This is a genomic window from Cognataquiflexum aquatile, from assembly GCF_003316845.1.
In the GTDB taxonomy this organism is placed as follows: Bacteria; Bacteroidota; Bacteroidia; order Cytophagales; family Cyclobacteriaceae; genus Cognataquiflexum; species Cognataquiflexum aquatile.
On record NZ_QMIK01000001.1, the window covers coordinates 824,246 to 849,588 of the forward strand.

Consider the following 25,343-nt stretch of genomic DNA (forward strand, 5'->3'; position numbering starts at 1 on the left):
ATTGCTATCACCTAGCTCTGTTCTTTTTGGGTATTTCTTTTTTTTTAGAAATCGTATACCAATCTATTTCACTTCCACGATCAGTTTGGAGATACGTCCATTGAATTTAGACTTGGCTTCAGCACCAATCGTTTCTACCACAGGAGTAGCCAAATCAATGCCCACATCTGCTGTTTCATCGGCTGAGAATATAGCAGATTGAGTTCGTTCAATGCGTCCTTCTCCCACTTTTTTATCATCTATATATAGTGTTGCCAAACCTCCTTTTCCAATACCTCCGCCATCGTAGACAAAATCAAACTTGATGGTATGGGTTCCGGGTGTCAGCTTTTGAGTGGCCTTGACAGTAAAGCGTTGCATTCCAAGGAAATTATAATCATAAGCCACAATACCGTCTTTAACATACAATGCCCAGCCCCCAAATCTCCCGCCTTGTGCTATGAGAATACCATTGGCAACTTTGCCTGATGGTATTTCCACATCAGCAGTAAGGGTTTTTGACCTATTCTTTATATTGATGAATACGTTTTCAGACATTCCTACCATGCCTTCGGCTAGAGAAAGCGACTTACGGTCTCCCATGACGTCCGGTCGACCCACATTGGCAGCAATCATTCTCTCAAAAAGACGGTCATCAATAGGCAGCGCATGATTCTTTTCAGCTTCTTTCATAAACAATGCCTGCATTTCTTTCAGTTTATCAGGGTTTTGTGCGGCCAGGTCATTTGTTAAGCTGAAATCATTGGCAACATCGTAAAGCTCCCAAATGTCTTCGGCCAAAGGTCTTCTTACTGTCCTTTCCCATGGTGCTCTATGGATAGTCCGAGCATACCAACCTTCATGATAAATGGCACGGTTACCGGCAATCTCAAAATACTGCGTAGTATGTCTTTCCTTTGCTTTGGCATCATTGAAGGCATACGTCAAGCTGATTCCATCCATAGGACGTTGTTCCACACCGTTTACGATTTTAGGCTCGGGTAAGCCTGCAGCTTCAAGAATAGTGGGTGCTACATCAATCACATGACTAAACTGAGTGCGCAATCCACCGTTGGCTTTTATTCCTTTTGGCCAGCGGATGGACATTCCCACTTTGGTTCCACCGAAATCTGAACCCACCTGTTTGGTCCATTGATAAGGAGCATCCAACATAACTGCCCAACCTGCTGCCATGTGCGGATAAGTCTCAGGTCCACCCCATTTATCGTATTTTTTCAGCATGTCTTCCACCGTTTCCTGTACCCCGTTGAAATAGGTCATTTCACTGAACATGCCATTCGCACCGCCTTCAGCACTGGTGCCATTATCGCCATATACAAAAATGATCATAGTGTTGTCAGCCTGCCCGGTTGCATCAACCGCATCGAGTAAGCGGCCAATTTCATGGTCAGTCATATCCAGAAATCCCGCAAATACTTCGGCTTGCTTGGTAAATAATTTTTTCTGGTCAGCAGTCAAACTCTCCCAAGCTGGAATTGCCTCAGGTTTTGGAGCAAGTTTAGTTCCTTTTGGTACAATACCAATTTCTATCTGACGGGCAAGAATCTGTTCTCTCATCACATCCCAACCTTCATCAAATTTGCCTTTCCACTTTTTGATATAGCTTTCCGGTACATGGTGAGGTGCGTGTGTTGCTCCAGGAGCAAAGTACATAAAGTAAGGTTTATCGGGGGTGAGTGCCTTTTGATATTTAATCCATGCCACTGCCTGGTTGGTCATGTCATTCATGAAATGGTAGTCGGGATCTTCAGGCAGTTCTACAGGATGGGTTCCGTCATATACAAATGGAGCCCATTGGTTTGTTTCCCCACCAAAAAAACCATAGAATTTGTCAAATCCCTGACGGTGAGGCCAACGGTCAAAAGGACCGGAAACACTTGTTTCCCAAGTGGCTGTTTCGTGCCATTTGCCAAATGCACTGGTACTATAACCGTTTAGCCGAAGCATCTCTGCCACCGGGGTCACGTTTTGTGGGATTTCACCTGTGGCTCCCGGAAATCCTGTTGCCATTTCGGTAATGAAAGCCATATTATTCACGTGGTGATTGCGCCCGCTTTTGATGGCTGCTCGTGTGGGTGAACATACTGCAGTGGTGTGAAAATTATTAAAGTAAATTCCCTCACTTGCCAGCCTGTCAAAAGTAGGCGTTGCAACCGGACCACCAAATGCACTGGTACCTGCAAAACCGAGATCGTCGACCAGCACCAAGATCACATTTGGAGCTCCTTCCGGGGCTTTTACCTCAAAGCGCTCCGGCAGGGTAGCATTGCGTACGTCCAATTCCGTAAGGGTAGGACGGGTCGGTGCTTTGATGGGAAGGACGGTACGGTCTATTTCACCTGATTCTGCAACTGTAGAAATGTCGGTAGAAGTTTCTTGATTATCGGTTTTACAAGACATGAAAACCATAAATCCCAGGAGGACAAAAACTTTGATTAAATTTTTCTTCATAGAAAAGGGGAGCTTGATTGGAAGAATAAATGTGGGAAATATTTAATGGTAAAAACATGATAATTATCATGCTGTATATCAAATTTCATAATACGACGATCAAATTAATGCTTAAATCAGAATATAATCTAGACTTAACCGTCTAAAATTGAATGTAGAAATTTTGCAAAGTAGCGTCTCCTCTTTCAGCAAAAGGAAAGGTGAATGAGAACCAAAAAACGAAAAAGAGAGATTACACTTTTTTCTTTTCTGAACCAAGTTCAAGGGCACGCTGGATCATATCCTTGGCCTCATATATAAAATTGCGTAAAAAAGGATAGTTCATCCGTTTGAGTGTAATCTGACTATAAAAAGTATCCCGGACTTGGTGATAATATCGGGAAGAAAATTCATAGTTGTCTTTTAAACCTATAAATTCACCAAATACTTCTGAGACAATCGGATCAATCATTTTATTTACTTCCTGATATATTATTTCCAGGAATTCTTCGTGACGGTTTCTGACCAATTGATTATGAAACATCAATTTTGGGGTGTGCTTGATAAGCACCTCCATAAACTCAGGATCAAATTTTTGGATTTTCCGGAAATCCTCCGGCATGCTCGATACTTCCAATAGATGGTAGTCCATTAATTTTTCAAGGAAGGTTTCCTTATCTCCAAAATAATGATAATACCCGGATTTATTTAGACCTGTTATTCGGGCAAGGCGCTCCACTTGCAATCCCTCTAAGCCTTCGGCAGCAAATTGGGAATACCCCGCTTCAATCCAGGTATGTATGGAATTTATTTTACTCATGGTGGTCTATGGTATTGTATTTTTAAACCAATTGTCGGGGGAATATTGCTAAATGTAGGTAGTCAATTCATCTTTCTCCACTTTAAATTAAAGAATATTAGATGAATTGCCAATGATCTTCGCTTAATCAAAAAGAAAAAAAAACATTATCCCATAGGATTCGACTGTAAACGTATCCGTCTAACAATTGGAGCCAAAAGATTTTAAGTTTGAAAGGATGAACAATTATTTTTCAAGTCAATAATTGCCGACTTCGATGTTAAAAAAATGGTATAATATTTAGACTTTTAAGTAGAGTAAAGTGGGATTTAAGGTTTACTTTGGAGTTTGTGATGGGGAACATAGTATTGTTCTTTACTTTGGCATAAGAGAATACTTGGATAAAGAGCAAGGCATGAAATGGATTAGGTAGTTTATTTTGATTTGAGTCAATTCGGATTTAAAAGCAACAGACCATGAAAATTTATCTGAATTACCATAGGTTAAGTTTGATTGGGCTATTCCAATGGTTGACACTACTTCCTCTCCTGGCACAGGATCTCGATCCCCGCGCCTATCTTTGGCTACCAATCAAAACCACCACAATTGTTACCGGTTACGCTTATTCCACAGGAGCAGTATTGACTGATCCCACATTGCCCATCACGGACTTGGATGCAACTGTACAGTCTGCATCTTTTGGAATTGTTCACAATTTTAATCTTTTCGGACTCACCTCTCAGGCAATGGTTGCATTGCCTTATTCCTGGGCTCAAGTATCGGGGAAGGTTTCCGGCCAACCTCGACAAGAATACCGCTCGGGATTAGCCGATTCCAGGATGCGTCTCACCGTTCTTGTCAAAGGGGGGCCATCATCTGGTTTGGCTGAAGTAATGAAAGCGCCACGAAGGACTGTGATCGGTGTGAGCATGAACCTTATTGCGCCAACAGGACAATTCTTTTCGGATAAACTGATCAACCTTGGTACTAACCGTTGGTCATTCAGGCCCGAATTGGCCATATCCAAACCTCTCGGTAAGCGATGGCTTATGGATATCTATTCGGGCTGTTGGTTTTTTACAGCAAATAACACGTTTTTCCCCGGTTCATCTTTGCGCACCCAAGAACCGATGGGCGCTTTTCAGACACATTTCAGCTATAACATCACACCCAGGTTTTGGGTGGCAATTAATTGGACATATTATGTAGGAGGAACATCTTCATTGAATGGCAAATACAATGACGACAGGGTGAACAATACCCGGATTGGGCTTACCGCTGTCATGCCAGTTGGGAAAGCCAATTCGATCAAATTGGCCATGAGTACAGGAGCGATCGTCCGGGTTGGTCAGGATTTTACAACCTTTTCCTTTGGATGGCAACGTTCATGGATCGGTAAGTCCAAGTTTGACTTAAAGGATTAAACAATCATTGATTAATTGGGCAAAGTTTCGAATTCTGCTAAAGCGTACAAACATTTCATTTTGAAAGGGGAATAAACTTTTTAGTGTAGCCTCTCCCCTATTATTCCATCTTATTTCAACTTTATATCAATCCTATTTCTACCTTATTTCTATCGTATTTCTACCTTATTTCTATCGTATTTCTACCTTATTTCAATTAATCTCTTTTTGAAAATTTAACTAGATAAAACTTCCAAAACCTTCTCAGGAGTAAATGGCATATGTCTCAACCGCTTCCCTGTCAAGGCCGCGAATGCATTGGAAATGATTGCACCCATAAACGGCAAACCTGCTTCTCCGATTCCGGTTGGTTTTTCGGTAGAAGAAATGATTTCCAACATGATTTCTTCAGGAGCATCTTCCATCCTTAAGATCGGATAATCGTAGAAATTGGATTGCTCCACCTGCCCCTCTTTGAAAGTAATGCTCTCAAAAAGTACGCTGCTTAGACCCATTACCAATGAACCTTCCATTTGGTATTTGGCATTTGCAGGATGCACGACCACTCCGCCGTCCAATGAACCCCAAATTTTGTGCACCTTGATTTTTCCGGTGGATCTGTCCACGGAGATTTCGCAGATTCCGGCAGCCAATGAACCGCTTCGCTCCGCAAAGGCAATTCCCCTGGCACGTCCTTCCGGTACCGGAGAACCCCATTGAGCCATGTCAGCCACTTTATCCAAAACTGCAAGTTCCCGTGGATGGTTTTTCATCAGTTCCCTTCGTAGTTGGTATGGGTCTTTCTTTTGTTCCAAAGCTATTTCATCTACAAAAGTCTCAATCGCAAACTTATTCGGTCCATGTCCCACCGCCCGCCAATGTTTGGTCCGGACTCCGTGGTCAATGTTTCTGACTTCGATCAATTTGTTTGGGATGTCATAAAAAGGAATGTCAGCACCCGAACCCAACAGTCCGCCTCCTGTCCCAATTACCACATGTTTCCAGGAATTGATGTTTCCGTTTTGGTCAATTCCTGCCTCCAATTTTTGCAAAGAAATCGGTCTGAAAGCGCCGTATTGGAGATCATCCTCCCGTGTCCATTGTAATTTGACAGGCAAGTTTACTGCCTTGGAAATGTCCACAGCCTCTATCACAAAATCTGTCATGGACCTTCGCCCAAATCCTCCACCCAAATAGCAGGTGTGCAGGTTGACAGATTTGAAATCCAATCCCAAATGGTTGGCTACATCATTTCGGGTTCCATCGGTTGCCTGCGTACCGACCCAAACTTCTGCCGAATCGGCTTTCACATGGGCGACCGCATTAAGTGGTTCCATCTGGGCATGGTAGATATAATCGTTTTTGTAATCTGCCCGAATTGTCTTTTGTGCCTTCGGAAGTTCTCTGTTCAAATCACCCGATTGGGCTACAATGCTGCCTGTTTTGGATGATTTGGAAAGTGCCTCATACTCTTCATAAGCGTCTTGGCTGTTGTGGGATTTGGCTTTTGGGTCACCATTCCAGGTGATTTCCATAATGGCTTTGGCTTTCAAGGCGGTTTCCATATTGCCGGCAACTACCCCAATGCCATGCTTCAAACTGACTAAATTCAAAACTCCTTTTATACCTCTGATCGATGATTCATTTTTGAGTTCAGGTTGGGTTCCATTCACCGGCGATCGGACGATGGCCGCGTAAACCATTCCCGGTAAATGGATATCACCGGAGTAAATAGCCGAACCGTCCACTTTGAATGGCACATCATACCGTTGATAATCCCTGCCGATTAATTTGAAATCTTTCGGGTTTTTCAGATCAGAATCCGGAATTTCAGGAACTGATTCAGGAATTTTTACGAACTCAACTATTTCTCCATAGGTGATTTTTTTGTTGCTTTTTGGATGAAAAACCACACCTGAGTCGGTTTTCAATTCCTTTCTGTCCACTCCCCATTTTTCTGCTACGGCAGAGAGCAGGACATATCTTGCTTGTGCCCCCGATTGACGGAGATTATTATAATGACCACTTACCGAGCGGCTTCCCACAGTCAACATGCTTCCACCTCGTTCACCGCCCCAACCAATCCCGTAAATATCAGGCTCCACCGGTGCGTCTTCGATTTTCACTTTGGACCAATCTGCGTCCATTTCTTCTGCAAAAATGGCTGCCAATGCAGTCATTGTCCCTTGCCCCATTTCCGAAGCGGGATTATAGATGGTCACTGTACCATCGGATGATAAATGAACCCAAGCGGAAATCTGCTTGCTCTCAGCTAATTCTCCCCTCTTAAAAACCAATGCCGGCAATCCGACAGCGGTCACCAAAAAGGTAATGCCTCCCCCCACTTTTAGGAATTTTCTCCTACTCAATCCCTGTGATTCAATTTGCTTTTCCATGGTTAGACTTTTTGGGTGGATTTTTCGATTGCTTTCAGGATTCTCAAGTAAGTACCACAGCGGCAAAGCACTCCGTTCATGTGCTTGATGATTTCTTCCCGGTTTGGATTGGGGTTCTCTGCGAGTAAAGCTGCAGCTTGCATGATCTGTCCCGACTGGCAATACCCACATTGGGGAACCTGTTCCTCTATCCAAGCCACTTGAAGCGGATGGCTCCTGTCATCTGAAAGTCCTTCAATGGTGGTGACTTTCTTACCTTCGGCTTGGGAAAGCGACGTGATACAGGATTTAACAGGTTTGCCATCTATATGAACTGTGCAGGATCCGCAGAGGGAAACCCCACAACCGAACTTGGTTCCGGTCAGTTTCAACCTTTCCCTTAAAGTCCAAAGCAGGTTGGCATCCTCCTCGGCGGTGACTTGAACAGGTTTTCCATTGAGTATAAATGAGTATTGCATGGCGCGGTTTGGTTATTGATTATTTGGTTAATGGTTAGGGGTAAAAGGTAAGAGGTAAGAGGTTGAAGGTAAAAGGTAAGAGGTTTAAGGGATTGGTTATTGGTTTTAGGTCCCTGAGCTTGTCGAAGGGTTGGTTATTGAAAACAGGGATTTGCTGGAAACATTTATTAAACCGATTGGAAATCATTAAGTTAAAAAAAATACTTTAAAAAATAAATGAATTTTAGAGGGATGGTGAGAAGCAATGGATCTCTCATTTCATTTAATCATCCAAATTGGAGGTATATTTTGAATTTCTATTTTGTCCAACTATTGATTCTTTCAAAACCAATTTCTCAAATTATGTCTAAATTAAAGTCTCCAAAAAACTTCCTTTACTTTGCTAAATCATTTATCGGCTTCTGACAAAGAACTTCTTTACTCGAGGTTAAAGCCTGTTGTCTTCAAAAAAGGAGAATACATAACCCTACCTGGGCAAGTGCAGGAAAATCTTTATTTGATTCAATCCGGTATCCAAATGTCATTTTTTGAAAATGAAAAGAAAATGCATGTTGTGGCTTTTACTTTTGCCGGTGATATGTGTGCTGTTCCGGAGTCTTTCTTTTTTCAAAAACCTTCCAAATATGCCATTCAATGCCTTTCAGATTCTGAGATGAAGGCAATTTCTTTTTCCGAGCTGAATGCACTTTTTGACGAATCCAATTCTTTGGAAAGGTTCTTTCGAAAAGCCACCGAATCCGTTCTAGCAGGAATTATCAATCGGCACCTTGAATTGCATACTTTGTCAATTGAAGAGAGGTTTCGTGCTTTTGGAGCAAGAAGTTCACAACTTTTCCAGCTTGTTCCACACAAGTACATAGCTTCATATCTTGGCATCGATCCGACCAACTTCTCAAAACTTTTCAACTCGGTGAAAATTTGATTCTTCTAATTGATCTTGGTATAGACCAAGATTCAATTCCTCTTTATGGTGGAAATTTGGAGCATGTTTCATTTCAAAATTTCTATCAAATGATCTCCAATTCACCTTTAACAATGACAAATTCCATTGTCAGACCTCAACCATTCTGGCTTGACAAATATGAATACCCATTTTCATCAAAATACTTTGAGGTGGGTCCTCATAAACTTCATTACATCGATGAAGGAAAAGGAGAAATTTTGCTGTTTGTTCACGGTACCCCTTCATGGAGTTTTGATTTCAGGAATGTCATCAAGTCCATGTGCAAAACCCACCGATGTATCGCCATTGACCATATCGGTTTTGGATTATCAGATAAACCTAAAGTCTATGATTATAGCACCCAAACCCACAGCAAAACTTTGGAGAAATTTATCCTCGAAATGGATCTTTCAAACATTACCATGTTTGTCCACGATTTTGGAGGTCCGATTGGATTGGATGTGGCGATCCGGCATCCGGAGAGGTTCAAGGGATTTGTCATTCTCAACTCATGGCTTTGGAGTAGTGAAATCGAGCCTGATTACATCAAATTGAAGAAAATCCTTAACAGTCCTTTGCTGCCATTTTTATACAGGCAATTAAATTTCTCTCCCAAATTCATTTTGCCCGGCTCATTTGGAGAAAAGAAACTAAACAGCAAACTCAAAACCCAATACACTAAACCTTTTGCCAACAGTAGCGAAAGATACGGTGCATTGGCTTTTGCACATTCTCTGAGAGATGACCAAGATTGGTTTGAGGAACTTTGGCAAAAGCGGTCCATTATTCAAGATAAACCGGTATTGTTTATTTGGGGAATGAAAGATCCGGTGATCAAAGCCCACTATTTGAAGAAATTTGAAAGCGGATTTCCCAATCACCAAACAGTCAAAATCGCCTCAGCAGGCCATTTCCCTCAGGAAGAGGAACCGGAACAGGTTATCCATGGAATAAATGAATGGCTGAAAAGGAATAAATAAAGCCCAAGCTTTAAAACGAGAGCTTTTTTTTCCTCAGAATTATTAATGGTATGAATATCTATTCATTTGCCTCTGCCAATATCCTTTCAGTTGCCTTCAATTTTCTGTTGTAATATTTGAAAACCCAATAAGAAAAGCCCAAAAAGAACATTACACCCAATGGAAAGTACAACATCCAAAAAAGTGGAGTCGGGTTCAAACTTACACCCTGTATGGACAATAACACCGGAACACCGATCACCATCAGAAACAATCCTAAGGAAACATTCAGCTTTTGAAGTTTCTGAAATCTGAGTTTTTGTTCTCCAAAGACCTGAATTGTCTCCAAATAGGTTTGAGCTGCAAGATTTACTTTTCGCATAGCCCTGACCGATTGAAGGGAAATGATAGGAAGAATCAGGAGCAAAGCGATCGAAATCACCCCAAAAAACTGAATCAGAGGCTCTTCCAATTTTGGGACATTTACTGAAAGATACGCTGCTCCCAAATAGCAGATGAAGGTTCCGATATATTCCGGAAGGGCTATTTTTTTCAAGTTGTTATGGTATTGGTCTTTTGTCATTTTTTCTATCATTTGTTGGTTTAGTATTTCTTGTTTTTCTACTCTTTTGCTCAGGTCATTCCAGGCGAGCTTCATTTCTTCAAGTTCCATAATCAGCGTTTTTTTTGATTTGAGATTTAAGTTTTTCTTTGATTCGGGAGATTTTCGTTCCCACATTACTTATTGAGATTCCTACAATTTCCGCTATCTCCTCGTGGGATTTACCTTCTAGGAAAAGCAGGATAATTCCTTTTTCTAGCAGATTCAATTGTTGGATATGTTCGTAAAGAAGCTTGATTCTATCTTCCTCCGCCTTGTCGCTTTCGTCTGTCAGCCTGTCCATTTCCAATTCAAAAGGAATTGTGACAGGCCTTTTTTTGGATTGCTTGAGATGAAAGATGGCAGTATTGAGCGCTACCCTGTACATCCAGGTGCTTACTTTTGATTGTTCATGAAAGCTGCCAAAGGATTTCCAAAGCTGGTAAACGATCTCCTGATAAAGGTCTTTTCTGTCCTGCTTTTCATCCGTATAAAGTGTCGTGATTTTGTATATCAGACCTTCATTGGCTTTAATAACTTTGGTAAAATGCTCTTTTATATCCATCAAGAATCAATCTTCACTGCATTAGTATGTCAAGTTTCAAAAAAATCACAGATGAGAAGCAAAATTTTTTTTCATATGCCAACATATGATTGATATTGGTCATTATCGGGTATCACAGCTATTTTCCAATCTTTTATTTTTGGTTGTAGGAAAAACCCAAAACCTGCTAACTTTAAAACTTTGTAACCTTAACAACCTAATAACCTCAAATACATGAAACTTATTCGCTTTGGAGAAACAGGAAAAGAAAAACCGGGAATCGTCGCACCTGATGGAAAATGGCTGGACTGCAGCGGTTTTGGTGAAGATTGGTCAGAAGAATTTTTAGAAAAAAATGGTCTGGAAAGACTGAAATCATGGCTTGACTCAAACATTCATAACATTCAGGAAATCAGTGATAAAACACGCCTTGGTTCACCCATCAAAAGACCATCTAAAATACTCTGCGTGGGATTGAATTATTCCCTGCATGCCAAAGAAAGCGGCATGCCTGTTCCCGAAGTTCCTATACTTTTTATGAAAGCAACCTCGTCACTTTGCGGTCCTTTTGATCCGATTTTGATTCCGATAAATTCCACCAAAACCGATTGGGAAGTGGAGTTGGCGGTGGTAATCGGCAAGAAAGCAACCTATGTATCCAAAGAAGAAGCGATGGATTATGTGGCCGGTTATGTACTTCACAACGATGTCAGCGAAAGGGATTTTCAATTGCACCACGGTGGTCAGTGGGTCAAAGGAAAAAGTGCAGACCACTTTGCTCCTCTTGGACCATATTTGGTTACCAAAGATGAAATCTCCGATCCACACAACCTGCGACTTTGGCTTAAAGTCAACGGCGAAACCATGCAGGACAGCAATACCTCAGACTTGGTTTTTGGCATTCCGACATTGGTTTCATACATCAGCCAATACATGACATTGTTACCTGGAGATGTGATTTCGACTGGAACACCTTCAGGCGTAGGTTTGGGATTGAAACCACCACGCTACCTCAATCCGGGAGATGTGGTCGAATTGGGAATTGATGGATTGGGAACGGCGAGGCAGGTTGCGAAGCAAGCTTAAATAATTCAGAATTCTGAATTAACTCCCATCCTTAAATTTTGGTGCAAATAGAATGGTAATTCACCATAAATCTGGTTAAATGATATAGTTGTCCGATACATCGGTCTTCCGACTTCCGTCTTCTGTCCCATTTGAAGTGAAAATTGGGTTACTGTCAAAGAAGCTGATATCCTCTAAATTTAGTATTCAATGAACCTCAACATCAACCAAAAAGTATATCTCGTTTCCGGTGGGGCAAAAGGAATTGGCGGTGCCATCAGCAAAGTTTTGGCTGAGGAAGGTGCATATCCTGTCATCATCGATCCGTCTGTGAAAGAAGGCCAAAACCTTGTTTTTGAATTTGAGTCAAATGGAGGAAGAGCCCTTCACATACCAAGAAGGCTGACAGACTCCAATGCGGCAAAAGAAGCAGTAGAAATGGCTTTTCAGAAGTTTGGAAGAATAGATGGCGTGGTCAATAATGCCGGTGTCAATGACGGTATCGGACTGGAAAATGGCTCTCCCGAAGCTTTCAGGGCATCTGTTGAAAAAAACTTGGGCCATTATTACGATTTGGTGCACTATGCACTTCCGCACCTCAAAGCATCAAAAGGAAGTATTGTCAATATCAGCAGCAAAACCGCAGTCACCGGACAGGGAAATACCAGTGGTTATACAGCGGCAAAAGGCGGCCAATTGTCCCTGACAAGAGAATGGGCAGTAGAACTGCTCAAATACGGCATCCGGGTCAATGCGGTAATTCCTGCTGAAGTCATAACACCATTGTATGAAAGTTGGCTGAAGACATTTGACAATCCGGAAGGTAAATTGAACGAGATTCAAAAGAGAATTCCTTTAGAAAAAAGAATGACCACACCCCGTGAAATCGCTGATATGGTGGTTTTCTTATTATCGGACCGCTCTTCCCATACCACCGGACAGTTGATTTATGTAGATGGTGGGTATACGCATTTGGATAGGGCATTGTAAGTGGGAAGTAAGAAGTGGGAAGTATGAAGTATGAAGTATCGAGTTATAAAGTAACAATGATCAAGATTTCATTTCAAGAAAAAGGCCTAAATTCCTATCCAAGCAATGTATTGAAAATCAGTTAACCAATTAACCTTTAACCAAATAACCTTTGACCAGATAACCTTTAACCCACTAACAAATAACCCATTAACCAAATAACCAATTAACCTTTAACCACAAAATGCCCAGAACCTCCCTTCTCCCAAAAGCCCTCCTCCTCCCCTTTATCTTGATTACTTCATTGTTTGCGTTGTGGGGATTTGCCAACGACATTACCAATCCTATGGTGGCGGCATTTAAGCGGGTTTTGGAGTTGAATAACGTTCAAGCGTCCTTGGTGCAGATGGCTTTTTATGGAGGCTACTTTACTATGGCACTTCCTGCGGCGCTTTTTATCAAGAAATACAGTTACAAAACAGGGGTTTTGATCGGGATGGGATTGTACGCATTTGGTGCTTTGCTTTTCTACCCTGCCGCTGCTTGGGAAAGCTATTTCTTCTTTCTAATTGCTCTTTATGTACTGACTTTCGGATTGGCTTTTTTGGAAACTACCGCCAACCCTTATGTGCTGTCCATGGGTTCAGAGGAAACTGCAACCCAAAGACTGAACCTTGCGCAGGCTTTTAACCCAATGGGCGCTTTGGCAGGTCTTTTTGTTGCCAAAGAATTTATCCTCAATGCCCTTCAATCCAACAATAAAGATGCTGCGGGAAATATTATCTATGAAACTTTGGATGAATCTGCCAAAGCCATTGTCCGTACCAATGACCTGATGGTAATCCGAAACCCTTATGTGATGTTGGGATTGGTGGTCATCGTTTTGGGATTGGTCATTGCCTTTGCCAAAATGCCTGAAAACAAAACCAACAACGGCAAACTTGACTTTTGGCCTTCCATGAAACGGCTTTCCAAGCAAAAGCAATTCGTGGAAGGGGTCTTGGCACAGATGTTTTATGTCGGGGCACAGATTATGGTCTGGACGTACATCTATCAATATGCCGAAGCCATCGGTATTGACAATGCTTCCGCCGTGAATTATGCGTATGCGGCTTTGATCCTGTTTTTGGTGGGAAGGTGGATCTGTACATTTTTGTTCAGGTACTTCCCTCCTGCCAAATTGCTGTTCTATTTCTCCGTTTTGGCGGGAGCTTTCACACTTGGTGCCATGTTTATTGAGGGGATTTATGGGCTTTATTCTTTGGTGGGAATCTCCTTTGCCATGTCGCTGATGTTTCCAACAATTTATGGAATTGCATTGGAAGGGTTGGGAGAAGATGGGAAGTACGGCGCAGCCTTTCTGGTAATGGCGATTGTGGGAGGCGCGATCATGCCGACACTTCAGGGAGTTATTCTTGATTTTGGAGGCCCTGCCTATGATGACATCCTGATCATGGGAGTAACGGAAGTTAATTTCTCTTTTGTACTGCCTTTGCTATGTTTTGTGGTGGTTGGGGTTTTTGGATTTAGGAGAAAGTAAAAGTAAAGTCTCACGCAAAGACGCGAAGGCGCAAAGGAAGAGGAAAAGGAATATCTCACGAAGACACAAAGGAGGATTTATGCTATCCTGCTTCTCCAAGAGGAGAATTTGTCCCACGCAAAGACGCCAAAACGCAAAAGAAGAGAAAAAGGAATATCCCACGAAGGCACGAAGACACAAAGAAAAAAATTGAGGAAATATCCAAAAACACAATCTTTGGCACTGAAAGACCATGAAGTGGTCAAATATTAATAACCCCGGGTAAGGAATGTAACACAGCGAAAAAAGAAACTAATAATCTTTGGTTTTTGGCCGAAACAAAGTCGACTGAGAAAGATGCTTTTCTCCAAAAACAGGGAAGTATGAAATGCGTGGCGAACTGTTGCCTAAACATGCTTATTCTGACATAATAACCCTCTACTACGAAATAAAATAGAAAGCTGTGACTTGACTACCGGTGTCAAAGATTATGGTTTTCCTTTTTCTCATTTTTTTCAATATTTTGAGCAATTAATTTCATGCTCATGCAAGAAACAACCACAACTTGGTCCCTCTTTGGAAGAATATCCTTCCGTTTCGCTTTCATTTATTACCTGATCTATTTCAATCCCCTCGGATTAATAAGTGGAATTCCGGGAATGTATTATTTGACCGAAGCGATCAATTACCCCTTCGATATTTTTATCCATTGGTTTAATGACAATTTCCTCCATATCAGAAAAGAATTGGTTCCAATGGGTGGAAGCGGTGATACAAGCTATGGTTGGGCACAGTTGTTTTCCTATTTCTTTTTGGCTGCCGTAGGTGCATTGATCTGGTCAATTCTGGATTATAAAAAAACAGCCTACCCCAAGCTCCACTATTGGCTATGCATATTGCTTCGTTACAGTCTTGCGGGAATTGCATTTACTTATGGGATTTTGAAAGTCTTTGCCATGCAGATGTATTTTCCAAACATGAGTCAATTGGCAACACCATTAGGAGATTATCTGCCGATGCGGTTTTCATGGCTGTTTATTGGTTACAGTACGCCTTATCAGATGTTTTCAGGCTTCGCTGAAGTAATGGTTGCATTGCTTTTGGTGTGGAGAAGGACAGCGCTTTTGGGGGCTTTGTTGGCTATCGGAGTATTTGCCAATGTAGCCATGCTAAACCTAGCCTATGACATTCCTGTCAAGATTTATTCCCTGAATCTTTTGGTAGCTTCTATATTTTTGGTTTGGCAAGAAAGGTCCAGGCTCTTGGGATTTTTTCTCCAAAACCAAACGGTGGCACCCTCCACTCTTTATGAAATGCATTGGTCCAAAAAATGGCAACGCATTGGCCGGATTGTTTTAAAATCAGTCTTTATTGTTTTGAGTTTTGGTTTAGGCACCTACAATTATTATCAATATTATGTCCAATTCCACGAAGAAAATACCAAAATCCTTGAACCTATCCAGCCCGGTATGTACCATGTTGAGTTGTTTGTAAAAAACGGCGATACCATTCCCGAAAGTCTCGCTGATTCACTGAGATGGCGGGATATTATCTTTGATTACAATGGTTCAGGCAGTCTTTCTGCTCAGGATTCCAGTCTGAGGATGAGATATGGAAGGGCTTATTTCAGCTATTTGCCGGACAGTTTAGGAACTCAATTGGAATGGAGGTTGTCAAGTTGGGACAGTTTGCCAGTTGCAACTTTTAAAATGGATTTACCTTCTGAGGGCAAAATGATTTTGACCGGTGCAAAGAAAGACGATTCACTTTATGTGGTTTTGCAAAAACTCAATCGCCATTTTCCATTGACAGAAAGGCAATTCCATTGGATCAGCGAAGCAAACAGATAATCAAGCGATATATATTTTTATTATGCATAGGGGTAAACAGGTTTTCAGGTTTCTTTTTATATAAAGACCCAATATCTTAACTTGCACGAAAGCATTGGATTTTTCATGCAGGCGACAGACCAACAGGTTTTTTCTAACATTCAATCCGGAGATACTGCCTCATTTGAGATGCTGTTCAAAACCCATTATAACTCCCTTTGCCGCTTTGCATTGTCCTTTCTCAAGGATCCGGATGATGCTGAAGAAACAGTGCAGGCTGTTTTTATTGGCTTTTGGGAAAAGAAAAAAACCATTCAGGTAGATACTTCGCTGAAATCTTACTTATACAGAAGTGTCCGAAATGCCTGTCTCAATGAGATCAAAAGACAGAAAGTCCGAAAATTGCACGCTGATTCACTTCAAGCTGAAGGTGAACCGCAGAGTCAGCCTTCTGACCATTTGGCAATCCGAAAAGAGTTAGAGACCAAAATCCATGAAGCTTTGGAAACCCTACCCGAGCAATGCAGGTTGATCTTCAAGATGAGCAGGTTTGAAGAACTCAAATACCATGAAATCGCCGACCAATTGCAATTGTCAGTCAAAACAGTTGAAAATCAAATGGGCAAAGCATTGAAGCTTATGCGCGTCCAATTGAAAGACTATATTCCATTGATCACCATCTTGATAGGAAGGCTGTTAGAACCATGAACGAGAATATAGAACATATCGAAGACCTGATCGGCAAAATCATTGTCGGTGAAGCTTCCGAGGCTGAAATCCGGGAGCTGGGGGAATGGTGTGCTCTATCGGCTGAAAACCAAAAATACCTCGATGATGCCAAGCTGATTTATGAAAAAGCACAGTTGCCGGGCAAGGAGGAATTTGATGCAGATGCTGCTTGGGAAAAGGTTCAAAATCAGATTCATGGGAAAGACAAGAAACCATGGTTCATTTTTCCGACATGGGGAATTGCCGCCGGGTTGATTCTGATATTTGCTTTGACTTTCATTTTTTATTCCATCCGACAATCTTCCCAAACTCAGGAATTCCAATTCACTGCTGACTTAACGGTGGTTTCTCAAAAGATGCCTGACCTTACCGAAATTTCGCTGAACAAAAATTCGGATGTCAGGGTCGATTACAATGAAAGAAAAAAAACCGGAACCATCCATTTGTCCGGTGAAGCTTTGATCAATATCCCTGATTCCAAAAAAGTCAATTGGACTGTTCAGGCAGGAGAACTGCATATTGATGATATCGGTACTGTATTTCATGTCAAAGCTTTCCCTGACAGTGCCATTGTGGAAGTTACTGTTCAGGAAGGAATGGTCAGGTTTTACAAGGATGATGTAGAAGGAATTACTCTCTCAGCCGGGGAAAAAGGAATCTATGACAAAGACCTGAATACTTTTGCCAAGTTGGAGGCAGATCCGAATGTAGCTGCATTTGTAACCAAATCTTTTGATTTTCAGGAAGAAGAACTCGGTCAGGTTTTGGCCAGTCTTTCTCAAGTATATGGAAGGAAAATTGTAATGGATGGCGATATTTCCGGTTGTAGGTTGACAGTTAATTTTGAAAATGAAGACCTGAATACCATTCTTGAAATAATCGGAGAGACACTCGGTCTTAAAGTCATCGATGAAGGTTCCCAAATCAAAATTTCCGGGGATGGCTGCTTTTAAATTTCCTCTTTTCCCCAAAGAAAAGGACTTCCGTTTTGTACTTTTCTTGCTTTTCCTTCTATTCATTTCCCCTACATCTTTTGGACAGCAGATTCCTGTTTTAGAAAAAAAGGTTTCCATTTCGGCCAAAAACGAACCCCTGGAAACTTTCCTCCGTCGCTTATCCCATGAGTCAGGAACGGTCTTTTCCTACAGTTCTTCTGCAATCAATGTAAACAGAAATGTGACTGCCGATTTTTCAAACAAACCTTTGCGGGAAGTTTTGGAAACAGTGTTGGAAGGGAAAGTGGATATCAAACAAAAAGGTGTTTATGTCATATTGACTCCAAAACCAGATTCCCCTAAGGACTTGGTCATCAGTGGCTATGTGGTCGATGAAGGCACCGGAAAGCCAGTCCGTGATGCGACTGTCTATGACCCGATCACGCTGAAATCTTCCTTGACGGACGAATTCGGGTATTTTCAGCTTTCGGTAAAAAACCCCGCCGAGGATCTCAAATTGGTAATCAATAGTCAGTCCTACACCGACACACTTTTGATAGACGAAAAACAATCCACTTTCCAAAAGATTCTCCTCAAATCAAAGGAAATTGACTTTGAAGAAGTAGGTAAAAGCATCGCAGAACCGATGAAGGACTTTTGGGTTTGGACCAAAAAATCTGTGGCTTTTACCAATATGGACAACATGAGCGATACTCTGCACCGGGGATTTCAGCTTTCCTTGGTGCCTTTTGTCAGCACCAACAGGAAGTTGGCGGGAAGTGTAGTCAATGATTTTTCCTTCAATATTTTGGGCGGTTTTTCGGGAGGAACAAACAAGGTAGAATTTGGGGGTTTGTTTAACCTCAACCGGGGAAATGTCAAGTCAGTACAGGTTGCGGGGCTATTGAATCAGGTCAGTGGAACTGTGAAAGGTGTCCAATTGGCAGGATTAGTAAATGCGGTTTTGGATTCAGTGAATGCTGCACAAATTTCGGGATTGGTCAATTTCAGTACCGGAAATGTCAAGGGCTTTCAGTTGGCAGGACTGATGAACGTGGGGACCTCAAACTTTCAGGGATTTCAATTGGCCGGGCTAGCCAATTATGCCAACAGGGATGTTGATGGTGTGCAGATGGCAGGTTTATTGAATGTGGGACGCAATGTCAAAGGAACCCAAATCGGGCTTTTCAATTATGCAGACAGCTTACGGGGTGCGCAAATCGGACTGATCAGTTTCGTGAGAAAAGGATACCATCAGGTCGAGATCGGGGCGGATGAAATGCTTCCCTTGAATATGTCTCTCCGATCAGGAACAAGGGCATTTTACAACATGCTTTTTGCAGGAATCAGGACTGACAATGCGGACTCTACGACATGGGCCTTTGGCTATGGGATCGGCACCTCCCCTGCTTTGGGTAAGAAAACCCATCTGAATATCGAACTGAGTTCCCAACAAATGAACAAAGGCTATGTCTCCGCTTTGAACCTTGTCAACAGACTCTACATCGGAATGGAAATTCGCCTGGCAAATAAAATCCACTTCTTTGCCGGACCAAGTCTGAATCTACGGGTTTACGACAGTACTTATGCTGACCATCCTCCACTTTTTACTTACACCAATCCAAGAATCATTTCTGAAAGCTCCTATCCGACAGAAAACATAGCCACCCAGCTTTGGTTTGGCGGAAGAGGGGGATTCAGGTTTTTTTAATGGGTTACAGAAGCCATTGGCTTGTCTCCACTGCCAATTTATCCATGAGAAAAAAGCCCTGAAAGGGCGAGATAACAAAGGGATGGGTTAAGCCCATCCAAAATTCATTCCATAATTTCCCAAAGCCCTGAAAGGGCGAGACCATTTTCTCATTTACAAATATTTCGCCCTTTCAGGGCTTGTGCCAAAAGATTCCGATAATTGCGATGGGCTCCACCCATCGCTAGTATATTCCGCCCTTTCAGGGCTACAATTTCTAAAGGGTTTTTATTGGATCGAAATTCACGCCATTGGCTTGTCTCCACTGCCAATTTATTCATGAGAGAAAAGCCCTGAAAGGGCGAGATAACAAAGGGATGGGTGAAGCCCATCCATAATTCATTCCATAATTTCCCAAAGCCCTGAAAGGGCGAGACCATTTTCTCATTTACGAATATTTCGCCCTTGCAGGGCTTGTGCCAGGGGATTCCGATAACTACGATGGGCTGCACCCATCGCTTGTATTTTCCGCACCTTCAGTGCTTCCATTTCTAAATAATATTTATTGTATCGAAATTCACGCCATTGGCTTGTCTTCACTGCCAATAAATCCAAGAAATAAAAGCACTGAAAGGGAGAGATTATTTTCTCTTCTACGAATATTCCGCCCTTTCAGGGCTGAAATTTTTAAACAGATATATTTAATTTTCCCGATCGAATTTTCAAAATTTTTTCCCGTCTTCCGTCTTCTGTCTTCTTTTAAAAATTTTTTCATTTCGCATAGGGGTGTCTTTGGTTTCGCTTGTCATAGGATTGAAACTAATCCAAACAAATGAATACCATAAGCAAAATCTTAGCAACAGCGGCTTTCTTCTCCCTTTCTCCCGTAGAAACCAAAGCCCTTTCCGGCCATGAAGAAAACCCGACCGATAGCCTCGAAAAGGTTGAATCGAAGTTTTCATTTCACCGCTTCGGTGAAAAAATCGGCACATTAAAATTCCAGCCTTTTAGCGTAAATCCTGAGGATACCACCATCGTATCTGTACAGTTTGCATTTGTTCCTTTTGTCGGGACGAATGGCACCCAATCCGGAAACATGATCAATGATGTTTCCTTCAACCTGCTCGGAGGATATTCTGCGGGAACCCGTGCTTTTGAAATGGCAGGACTTTTCAATATCAACCGTGGCGACATGACAGGCGTGCAGTTGGCAGGCCTATTCAATCAGGTAGGTGGAAAAGTCGACGGGGTACAGTTGGCCGGTCTGTTCAACTCCAATCTACAATCTGTCAAAGGTGTTCAATTGGCAGGATTGACCAATTTTACCACAGGTGAAGTAGAAGGTGTGCAGCTCGCCGGATTGGCAAACTTTACCCCCAAATCAGTCAAAGGAGTTCAAATCGCAGGCCTAGCCAATTTCTCCGGAAAAAACACCGAAGGATCCCAAATTGCAGGTTTGGCGAATTTCACTCCCCATGAAGTCAAAGGCTCTCAGGTAGGAACATTTAATTATGGAGGTAAAGTCAATGGCTTTCAGCTTGGTGTGATCAACTATGCCGACAGCATGAGCGGGGTTCCGGTTGGTCTGATCAGCTTCGTGCGATCAGGTTATCATACGGTCGAGTTCGGAGTCAATGAAGTCCTTCCTTTCAATATTGCCTTGCGAACCGGAAAGAGGGAATTCTATAACATCCTTTTTGCAGGAACCAGACCTGAAATCAACGAAGATGTCACTTGGTCATTTGGCTACGGCGTAGGAACTTCTCCAAGATTGGGAAAAAAGACTTTTCTCAACGTTGAAGTCAGTTCCGAACAACTGAACAAAGGTGAAGTCCAAGCACTCAATCTGATCAACAAACTCTATGTCGGCGGGGATTATCAGGTTGCGAAGAAGTTGGCCTTATTTGCCGGACCGACGATTAATTTCAGGGTATTTGACGATTCCTTTGATGGCCATCCTGAACTTTTTACCTATACCAAAACACAGGTCCGAAATGAAAGGGCCCATCCTGAAAACATCTCCAGTCAATGGTGGTGGGGATTCAGAGCCGGATTTAGATTCTTCTAATAAGGTTATCAGCTTCTTTGCTAGTAACCCTAAATTATTCTTCAAGCGGGACGGATCCCGATAGCTATCGGGACGAAGTCGGAAGACCCCCGCCTGTCGCCGGGCAGGGATGTACCGTGCAATTAAGTCCTCAGAGCATAATTTGAATAGATGACTTATCTAATGGCATCATTCTATACATATTTTCTAAACAGGTTTTAAATTTTTTTCCATAAAAAGCAAAAATCTAATAGGGGTAAAATCCTCTTGAATTGTCATTACTATAGAAGCTAAACCAACAGCAGATCCTGCCCGGCTCAAAATGAGCTTGGGCAGGGTATCTGCCAAAAAATCAAAAACACTTAAAAAAATGAAAAAGCTACTCACAATTATTGCCGTATTGCTAGCCGTACAAACAGCCTTTAGCCAAGAAGCTGATAGATTTAGATTTCAAATGGACCTAGGTGCCGCTGCTCCAAAAGGAGGTGGAATCGGTGCTTTGGTCAATTTGGAACCACAGGTACTTGTCAGAAGAAACCTTGCTTTAGGTCTGAGAATGGGCGTTGCAGGACTTGCCAAAGACATTGTCTATTATGAAATCCCGGATGATTACACCGGAGAATTAGGCGCAAATGCCTCTATAACCGGAACTGCAAATTACTATTTCAACTACGAAAAAGGAAAAGCGGCACCCTATATCGGTGGCGGTTTTGGCTACTATACCATGAGTAATGTCAACATTGAGAGCACCGATATCGATGAAGATGATCTAGGAGATTTAAAAGCAAACTTTGCCTGGGCACCAATGTTGAGGGCGGGCGTGGAACTGGGAAAATTCAGAATAGGCGCTGAATATAACTTTGTCCCTAAAAGTGATCTCCAAAACATCAACGGAGAAGTAATCGGTCAAGCCACCAATGAATACTTCGGGTTTACGATTGGCTACTTCGTCGGTGGTGGAAAATGGGGAAGGTAATCTGAATCAGTTCAGCTTCTTCTCCAGAAGCAGGGTTCTGATTTCTCCTGCTTGATATCCTCGATCTTCGGCATCTCCAATAGCAGAACTCAATGTATCCATTTAACCTGCTTCTTCGGAATCAGGACAGCTACCAGTAAACTAAACCAACGTTATGAAATCATTTACCAAAATATTTGCCCTGATTTTTTTACTTGGGCTCCATTCGCTGCAAGCACAGACTTTGACCCAAACCATCCGAGGAAAAGTCGTGGACCAAGTAACTAAGTTTCCCATGCCCGGCGCAACAGTCATGATTTTGGGGACTGACCCTTTGATCGGTACAGTGACGGATTCTGATGGCTATTTCAAAATGACACAGATTCCAGTTGGAACACATTCCCTAAGGGTCAGTTTCGTTGGATACCAGGATTTGATTTTGCCTCAGGTGGCCGTAAATTCCGGAAAAGAGGTTGTCCTTGATCTGAATCTGGAAGAAGAATTCAATCAGATTGAGGAAGTGGTAGTCCTTGCCAATGAAAAAGACAGGACCATCAATGACATGATTGCAGTGAGTGGCAGGACATTTTCGGTAGAGGAAACTAGGAAATTTGCGGCAGCGGTCAATGACCCTGCAAGGATGGCGGCTTCTTTTTCCGGAGTTGTGAGTGCTGATGATGGCAACAACAACATCTCCATCCGGGGCAACAGCCCAAATGGCTTGCTCTGGAGAATGGAAGGAATCGACATTCCAAACCCAAACCACTTCGTCAATCCAGGAACTGCAGGAGGCGGTGTGTCCATTTTAAGTGCACAGTTATTGGCCAACTCTGATTTCATCACAGGAGCATTTCCTGCGGAATATGGAAATGCACTTTCAGGAGCATTTGACCTGAACCTCCGGAAAGGAAACAATGAAAAACGGGAATTCACCATTCAGGCTGGCTTTTTGGGAACCGACATTTCGGCTGAAGGACCCATTGCCAAAGATTACAAAGGATCTTACCTGATCAATTACCGCTACTCTACCCTTTCCTTACTTTCCAAAATCGGGGTTCCGTTGGGAGACTTTGTGACTGACTTTCAGGATCTGTCTTTCAACTTTTATCTTCCGACAGGAGAAAAAAGTGCAATTTCAATATTTGGTTTTGGGGGATTGAGTAATCAAAAAAGTGAAGCCGAAAAGGATTCCCTGACTTGGACGGGAGAATTTGACAGGATGAATTCTACTTTTTTTTCCAACACAGGCGCGGTAGGGATCAAGCACGCCTACATGATCAATAAATCAAATTTCCTGCAAACCACGGTCCTCGCATCTGGAAATGGAATTGGGGACAAAGCTGAACGGCTTAATGGAGAATACCAGACCGAAGAAAGATATTATGAGAATTTCTCCCAGTCCAAAATCACTTTCAGCTCGGTGTTGAACACCAAACTATCGCCGAAAAGCAACCTGCGAAGCGGCTTTTTTCTCAACCACCTCCAATATAACCTCTTCGAAAAAGGCTATGATGAAAGCCAGGGGCAATTGGTCACAAATATTGATGCCCAAGGGAGTACCCAAAGTATTCAGGCATTTTCCCAGCTTAATCTCAGGGCTACCGAGCGGCTTAGCTTCAATGTCGGCGTCCATTACCTCCAACTCTTGCTCAACAATTCCAATTCCCTTGAACCGAGGCTGAGCGCATCTTATGAAATCGATGAAAAGCAACGGATCAGCTTGGGCTACGGTCTCCACAGTCAGGTTCAGCCTTTGGGAACGTACTTTGCCAAACAGGAAGAAAACGGGATCATGACACTTCCCAATAAAAATCTTGGCCTGAGCAAATCCCATCATCTGGTTTTGGGCTATGACCGGTCTCTGAATCCATACCTCCGCATGAAAATCGAAACCTATTACCAGCATTTGTTTGATATTCCTGTCAAACCGGGCGAAGATCAGACCTATTCCATCATCAACCAACAGTGGTCATTTATGACTGATCCATTGGTAAATAGCGGATTTGGTAAAAACTATGGGGCAGAATTCACGCTGGAGCAGTTTACACACAAAGGCCTGTACTTCTTGGTCTCAGGTTCCGTGTATAACTCTCTTTATAAAACTGAGGAAAATAAATGGAGAAATACCAGATTCAACGGCAAAGCAAACCTCGCCATCACCGCCGGAAAAGAATACAACTGGAAAAAGAACCGGGTTTTTGGCATGAACCTACGGACCATATATGGAGGCGGATTGTGGAATACCCCGATTGACTTGGATGCTTCTATTTCAAGCGGAGAGACCATATTGAAGGAGCAATATGCTTTTACTGAACAAAACCCGGCGTATTTCCGAACAGACATCAGGCTCAGCCTCAAGCGAAACAGACCAAAATCCACAAGGACCCTCGCCCTAGACATCCAAAATGTAACCAATCGGGCCAATGTCTTTGGCAGTTACTTTGAACCCATGGAAGGTGTTATCAAAACAGCCTATCAGACACCCCTGATTCCCATATTGAGTTATAGGGTGGAGTTTTGAGTATGTGCAAGGATAAATTGATTCAATTTAATTTGAAATCATCTATCTGGATGGTTATTTACCTAGCATGGAAATCTTTGATTTGGGATTTGAACCCTTAAACCAATGAATGCTAAGGTTTCAAATTCCAATCTGTAATTTGAATTTATGGTTTTAACATTAGGGTTTTAAAAGTGCTGAAATCGGTTAAAAAAATGGACTACGCTTTAATGCAATATCAAGGATTACGTTAGTGTCAAAAAGTATTTTTTCCATTATTTATATTTTTCAGACAAATAATCAAATTTCTGCTTTTTAGTGTCACTGTCATTGAAAAAACCAGCCCATTTATTTACAAATTCAGTGGCCTTCATTGATTTTTTACCTTTAGTAGCCTTCGGAAAAACAATTACTTCAACTTCTTGGTCAAAAAGAGTTGGGCTATTTGGGATCTGGATTGTTCCTGTTTCAGATACTTTTGTTACAAATCTAACCGCTTTCATTTTTCCGTTTTGCTTTTCGACGATAGAAGAACCTAATTTTTTAAATCATAACAAGCTAAAGATCAGAAT

Annotated in this window: 21 protein-coding genes; 13 read left to right on the forward strand and 8 right to left on the reverse strand. The window is 42.2% G+C overall.

The window, feature by feature from the left end; genetic code table 11:
- Positions 1-63 precede the first annotated feature (63 nt).
- Positions 64-2,451, reverse strand: a complete 2,388-nt coding sequence (locus tag DQW11_RS03375; protein WP_113922579.1) for an arylsulfatase — start codon at positions 2,449-2,451, stop codon at positions 64-66.
- A gap of 232 nt (positions 2,452-2,683) precedes the next feature.
- Entirely contained in the window at positions 2,684-3,250 is a 567-nt protein-coding gene (locus DQW11_RS03380; protein WP_113922580.1) for a TetR/AcrR family transcriptional regulator, read from the reverse strand.
- A gap of 455 nt (positions 3,251-3,705) precedes the next feature.
- Between DQW11_RS03380 and DQW11_RS03385 the strand changes: the two genes are divergently transcribed.
- Positions 3,706-4,653 (forward strand): transporter, encoded by a 948-nt coding sequence (locus tag DQW11_RS03385; RefSeq protein WP_113922581.1) that lies wholly within the window; start codon positions 3,706-3,708, stop codon positions 4,651-4,653.
- Positions 4,654-4,868: 215 nt separating this feature from the next.
- On the opposite strand, the gene DQW11_RS03390 is transcribed toward DQW11_RS03385, so the two are convergent.
- A complete protein-coding gene (locus DQW11_RS03390; protein WP_113922582.1) occupies positions 4,869-7,028 on the reverse strand; it encodes a xanthine dehydrogenase family protein molybdopterin-binding subunit in 2,160 nt (719 codons plus the stop codon).
- A 2-nt stretch (positions 7,029-7,030) separates the two neighbouring features.
- Positions 7,031-7,486 (reverse strand): (2Fe-2S)-binding protein, encoded by a 456-nt coding sequence (locus DQW11_RS03395; protein ID WP_113922583.1) that lies wholly within the window; start codon positions 7,484-7,486, stop codon positions 7,031-7,033.
- 379 nt (positions 7,487-7,865) lie between these two features.
- Here DQW11_RS03395 and DQW11_RS03400 point away from each other — a divergent pair, with 379 nt between their 5' ends.
- Together DQW11_RS03400 and DQW11_RS03405 are read left to right on the forward strand one after the other, a co-directional pair.
- Positions 7,866-8,408: a Crp/Fnr family transcriptional regulator gene (locus DQW11_RS03400; protein ID WP_113922584.1), complete on the forward strand. Its 543-nt coding sequence runs from the start codon at positions 7,866-7,868 to the stop codon at positions 8,406-8,408.
- A 113-nt stretch (positions 8,409-8,521) separates the two neighbouring features.
- A complete protein-coding gene (locus DQW11_RS03405; protein WP_157966018.1) occupies positions 8,522-9,409 on the forward strand; it encodes an alpha/beta fold hydrolase in 888 nt (295 codons plus the stop codon).
- A gap of 58 nt (positions 9,410-9,467) precedes the next feature.
- Here the strand turns inward: DQW11_RS03405 and DQW11_RS03410 are convergent, their stop codons facing one another.
- Entirely contained in the window at positions 9,468-10,061 is a 594-nt protein-coding gene (locus tag DQW11_RS03410; protein WP_113922586.1) for a hypothetical protein, read from the reverse strand.
- Positions 10,051-10,554, reverse strand: a complete 504-nt coding sequence (locus DQW11_RS03415) for an RNA polymerase sigma factor (RefSeq protein ID WP_113923194.1) — start codon at positions 10,552-10,554, stop codon at positions 10,051-10,053. The genes DQW11_RS03410 and DQW11_RS03415 overlap by 11 nt, the downstream gene beginning before the upstream one ends.
- A gap of 213 nt (positions 10,555-10,767) precedes the next feature.
- Between DQW11_RS03415 and DQW11_RS03420 the strand changes: the two genes are divergently transcribed.
- The 7 genes from DQW11_RS03420 (at position 10,768) to DQW11_RS03450 (ending at position 19,290) form a co-directional block, all read left to right on the forward strand.
- On the forward strand, positions 10,768-11,619 hold the full coding sequence (locus tag DQW11_RS03420) for a fumarylacetoacetate hydrolase family protein (protein WP_113922587.1): 852 nt from the start codon (positions 10,768-10,770) through the stop codon (positions 11,617-11,619).
- Positions 11,620-11,808: 189 nt separating this feature from the next.
- Complete coding sequence (locus tag DQW11_RS03425) at positions 11,809-12,588, forward strand: L-fucose dehydrogenase (RefSeq protein WP_113922588.1); 780 nt, start codon at positions 11,809-11,811, stop codon at positions 12,586-12,588.
- A 223-nt stretch (positions 12,589-12,811) separates the two neighbouring features.
- A complete protein-coding gene (fucP, locus tag DQW11_RS03430; protein WP_113922589.1) occupies positions 12,812-14,107 on the forward strand; it encodes an L-fucose:H+ symporter permease in 1,296 nt (431 codons plus the stop codon).
- 524 nt (positions 14,108-14,631) lie between these two features.
- A complete protein-coding gene (locus tag DQW11_RS03435) occupies positions 14,632-15,936 on the forward strand; it encodes a hypothetical protein (RefSeq protein WP_157966019.1) in 1,305 nt (434 codons plus the stop codon).
- 81 nt (positions 15,937-16,017) lie between these two features.
- The gene (locus DQW11_RS03440) at positions 16,018-16,623 is read left to right on the forward strand and encodes an RNA polymerase sigma-70 factor (protein ID WP_317047863.1); all 606 of its coding nucleotides are present in this window, start codon (positions 16,018-16,020) and stop codon (positions 16,621-16,623) included.
- Entirely contained in the window at positions 16,620-17,597 is a 978-nt protein-coding gene (locus tag DQW11_RS03445; protein WP_113922591.1) for a FecR family protein, read from the forward strand. The genes DQW11_RS03440 and DQW11_RS03445 overlap by 4 nt, the downstream gene beginning before the upstream one ends.
- The gene (locus DQW11_RS03450) at positions 17,584-19,290 is read left to right on the forward strand and encodes a carboxypeptidase-like regulatory domain-containing protein (RefSeq protein ID WP_113923196.1); all 1,707 of its coding nucleotides are present in this window, start codon (positions 17,584-17,586) and stop codon (positions 19,288-19,290) included. Before DQW11_RS03445 ends, DQW11_RS03450 begins: the two co-directional genes overlap by 14 nt.
- A 556-nt stretch (positions 19,291-19,846) precedes the next feature.
- Here DQW11_RS03450 and DQW11_RS22195 read toward each other — a convergent pair.
- The gene (locus DQW11_RS22195) at positions 19,847-20,044 is read right to left on the reverse strand and encodes a hypothetical protein (protein ID WP_157966021.1); all 198 of its coding nucleotides are present in this window, start codon (positions 20,042-20,044) and stop codon (positions 19,847-19,849) included.
- 57 nt (positions 20,045-20,101) lie between these two features.
- Between DQW11_RS22195 and DQW11_RS03460 the strand changes: the two genes are divergently transcribed.
- The 3 genes from DQW11_RS03460 to DQW11_RS03475 all read left to right on the forward strand — a co-directional run bounded on the left by DQW11_RS03460 (position 20,102) and on the right by DQW11_RS03475 (position 24,792).
- Positions 20,102-21,337 (forward strand): hypothetical protein, encoded by a 1,236-nt coding sequence (locus DQW11_RS03460; RefSeq protein WP_113922593.1) that lies wholly within the window; start codon positions 20,102-20,104, stop codon positions 21,335-21,337.
- Positions 21,338-21,686: 349 nt separating this feature from the next.
- Positions 21,687-22,292: a hypothetical protein gene (locus DQW11_RS03470; RefSeq protein ID WP_113922595.1), complete on the forward strand. Its 606-nt coding sequence runs from the start codon at positions 21,687-21,689 to the stop codon at positions 22,290-22,292.
- 154 nt (positions 22,293-22,446) lie between these two features.
- Positions 22,447-24,792, forward strand: a complete 2,346-nt coding sequence (locus DQW11_RS03475) for a TonB-dependent receptor (RefSeq protein WP_113922596.1) — start codon at positions 22,447-22,449, stop codon at positions 24,790-24,792.
- Positions 24,793-25,046: 254 nt separating this feature from the next.
- On the opposite strand, the gene DQW11_RS03480 is transcribed toward DQW11_RS03475, so the two are convergent.
- On the reverse strand, positions 25,047-25,274 hold the full coding sequence (locus DQW11_RS03480; RefSeq protein ID WP_113922597.1) for a hypothetical protein: 228 nt from the start codon (positions 25,272-25,274) through the stop codon (positions 25,047-25,049).
- Positions 25,275-25,343: the final 69 nt, after the last annotated feature.

Coding starts and splice junctions, on each gene's coding strand:
- DQW11_RS03445 (WP_113922591.1), top strand. CDS start 16,620: ATGAACGAGAATATAGAACATATCGAAGACCTGATCGGCAAAATCATT.
- DQW11_RS03410 (WP_113922586.1), bottom strand. CDS start 10,061: ATGGAACTTGAAGAAATGAAGCTCGCCTGGAATGACCTGAGCAAAAGA.
- DQW11_RS03380 (WP_113922580.1), bottom strand. CDS start 3,250: ATGAGTAAAATAAATTCCATACATACCTGGATTGAAGCGGGGTATTCC.
- DQW11_RS03480 (WP_113922597.1), bottom strand. CDS start 25,274: ATGAAAGCGGTTAGATTTGTAACAAAAGTATCTGAAACAGGAACAATC.
- DQW11_RS03475 (WP_113922596.1), top strand. CDS start 22,447: ATGAAATCATTTACCAAAATATTTGCCCTGATTTTTTTACTTGGGCTC.
- DQW11_RS03395 (WP_113922583.1), bottom strand. CDS start 7,486: ATGCAATACTCATTTATACTCAATGGAAAACCTGTTCAAGTCACCGCC.
- DQW11_RS03415 (WP_113923194.1), bottom strand. CDS start 10,554: ATGGATATAAAAGAGCATTTTACCAAAGTTATTAAAGCCAATGAAGGT.
- DQW11_RS03435 (WP_157966019.1), top strand. CDS start 14,632: ATGCAAGAAACAACCACAACTTGGTCCCTCTTTGGAAGAATATCCTTC.
- DQW11_RS03450 (WP_113923196.1), top strand. CDS start 17,584: ATGGCTGCTTTTAAATTTCCTCTTTTCCCCAAAGAAAAGGACTTCCGT.
- DQW11_RS03390 (WP_113922582.1), bottom strand. CDS start 7,028: ATGGAAAAGCAAATTGAATCACAGGGATTGAGTAGGAGAAAATTCCTA.
- DQW11_RS22195 (WP_157966021.1), bottom strand. CDS start 20,044: ATGAAAAAATTTTTAAAAGAAGACAGAAGACGGAAGACGGGAAAAAAT.
- DQW11_RS03405 (WP_157966018.1), top strand. CDS start 8,522: ATGACAAATTCCATTGTCAGACCTCAACCATTCTGGCTTGACAAATAT.
- DQW11_RS03420 (WP_113922587.1), top strand. CDS start 10,768: ATGAAACTTATTCGCTTTGGAGAAACAGGAAAAGAAAAACCGGGAATC.
- DQW11_RS03425 (WP_113922588.1), top strand. CDS start 11,809: ATGAACCTCAACATCAACCAAAAAGTATATCTCGTTTCCGGTGGGGCA.
- fucP (WP_113922589.1), top strand. CDS start 12,812: ATGCCCAGAACCTCCCTTCTCCCAAAAGCCCTCCTCCTCCCCTTTATC.
- DQW11_RS03375 (WP_113922579.1), bottom strand. CDS start 2,451: ATGAAGAAAAATTTAATCAAAGTTTTTGTCCTCCTGGGATTTATGGTT.
- DQW11_RS03470 (WP_113922595.1), top strand. CDS start 21,687: ATGAAAAAGCTACTCACAATTATTGCCGTATTGCTAGCCGTACAAACA.
- DQW11_RS03385 (WP_113922581.1), top strand. CDS start 3,706: ATGAAAATTTATCTGAATTACCATAGGTTAAGTTTGATTGGGCTATTC.
- DQW11_RS03460 (WP_113922593.1), top strand. CDS start 20,102: ATGAATACCATAAGCAAAATCTTAGCAACAGCGGCTTTCTTCTCCCTT.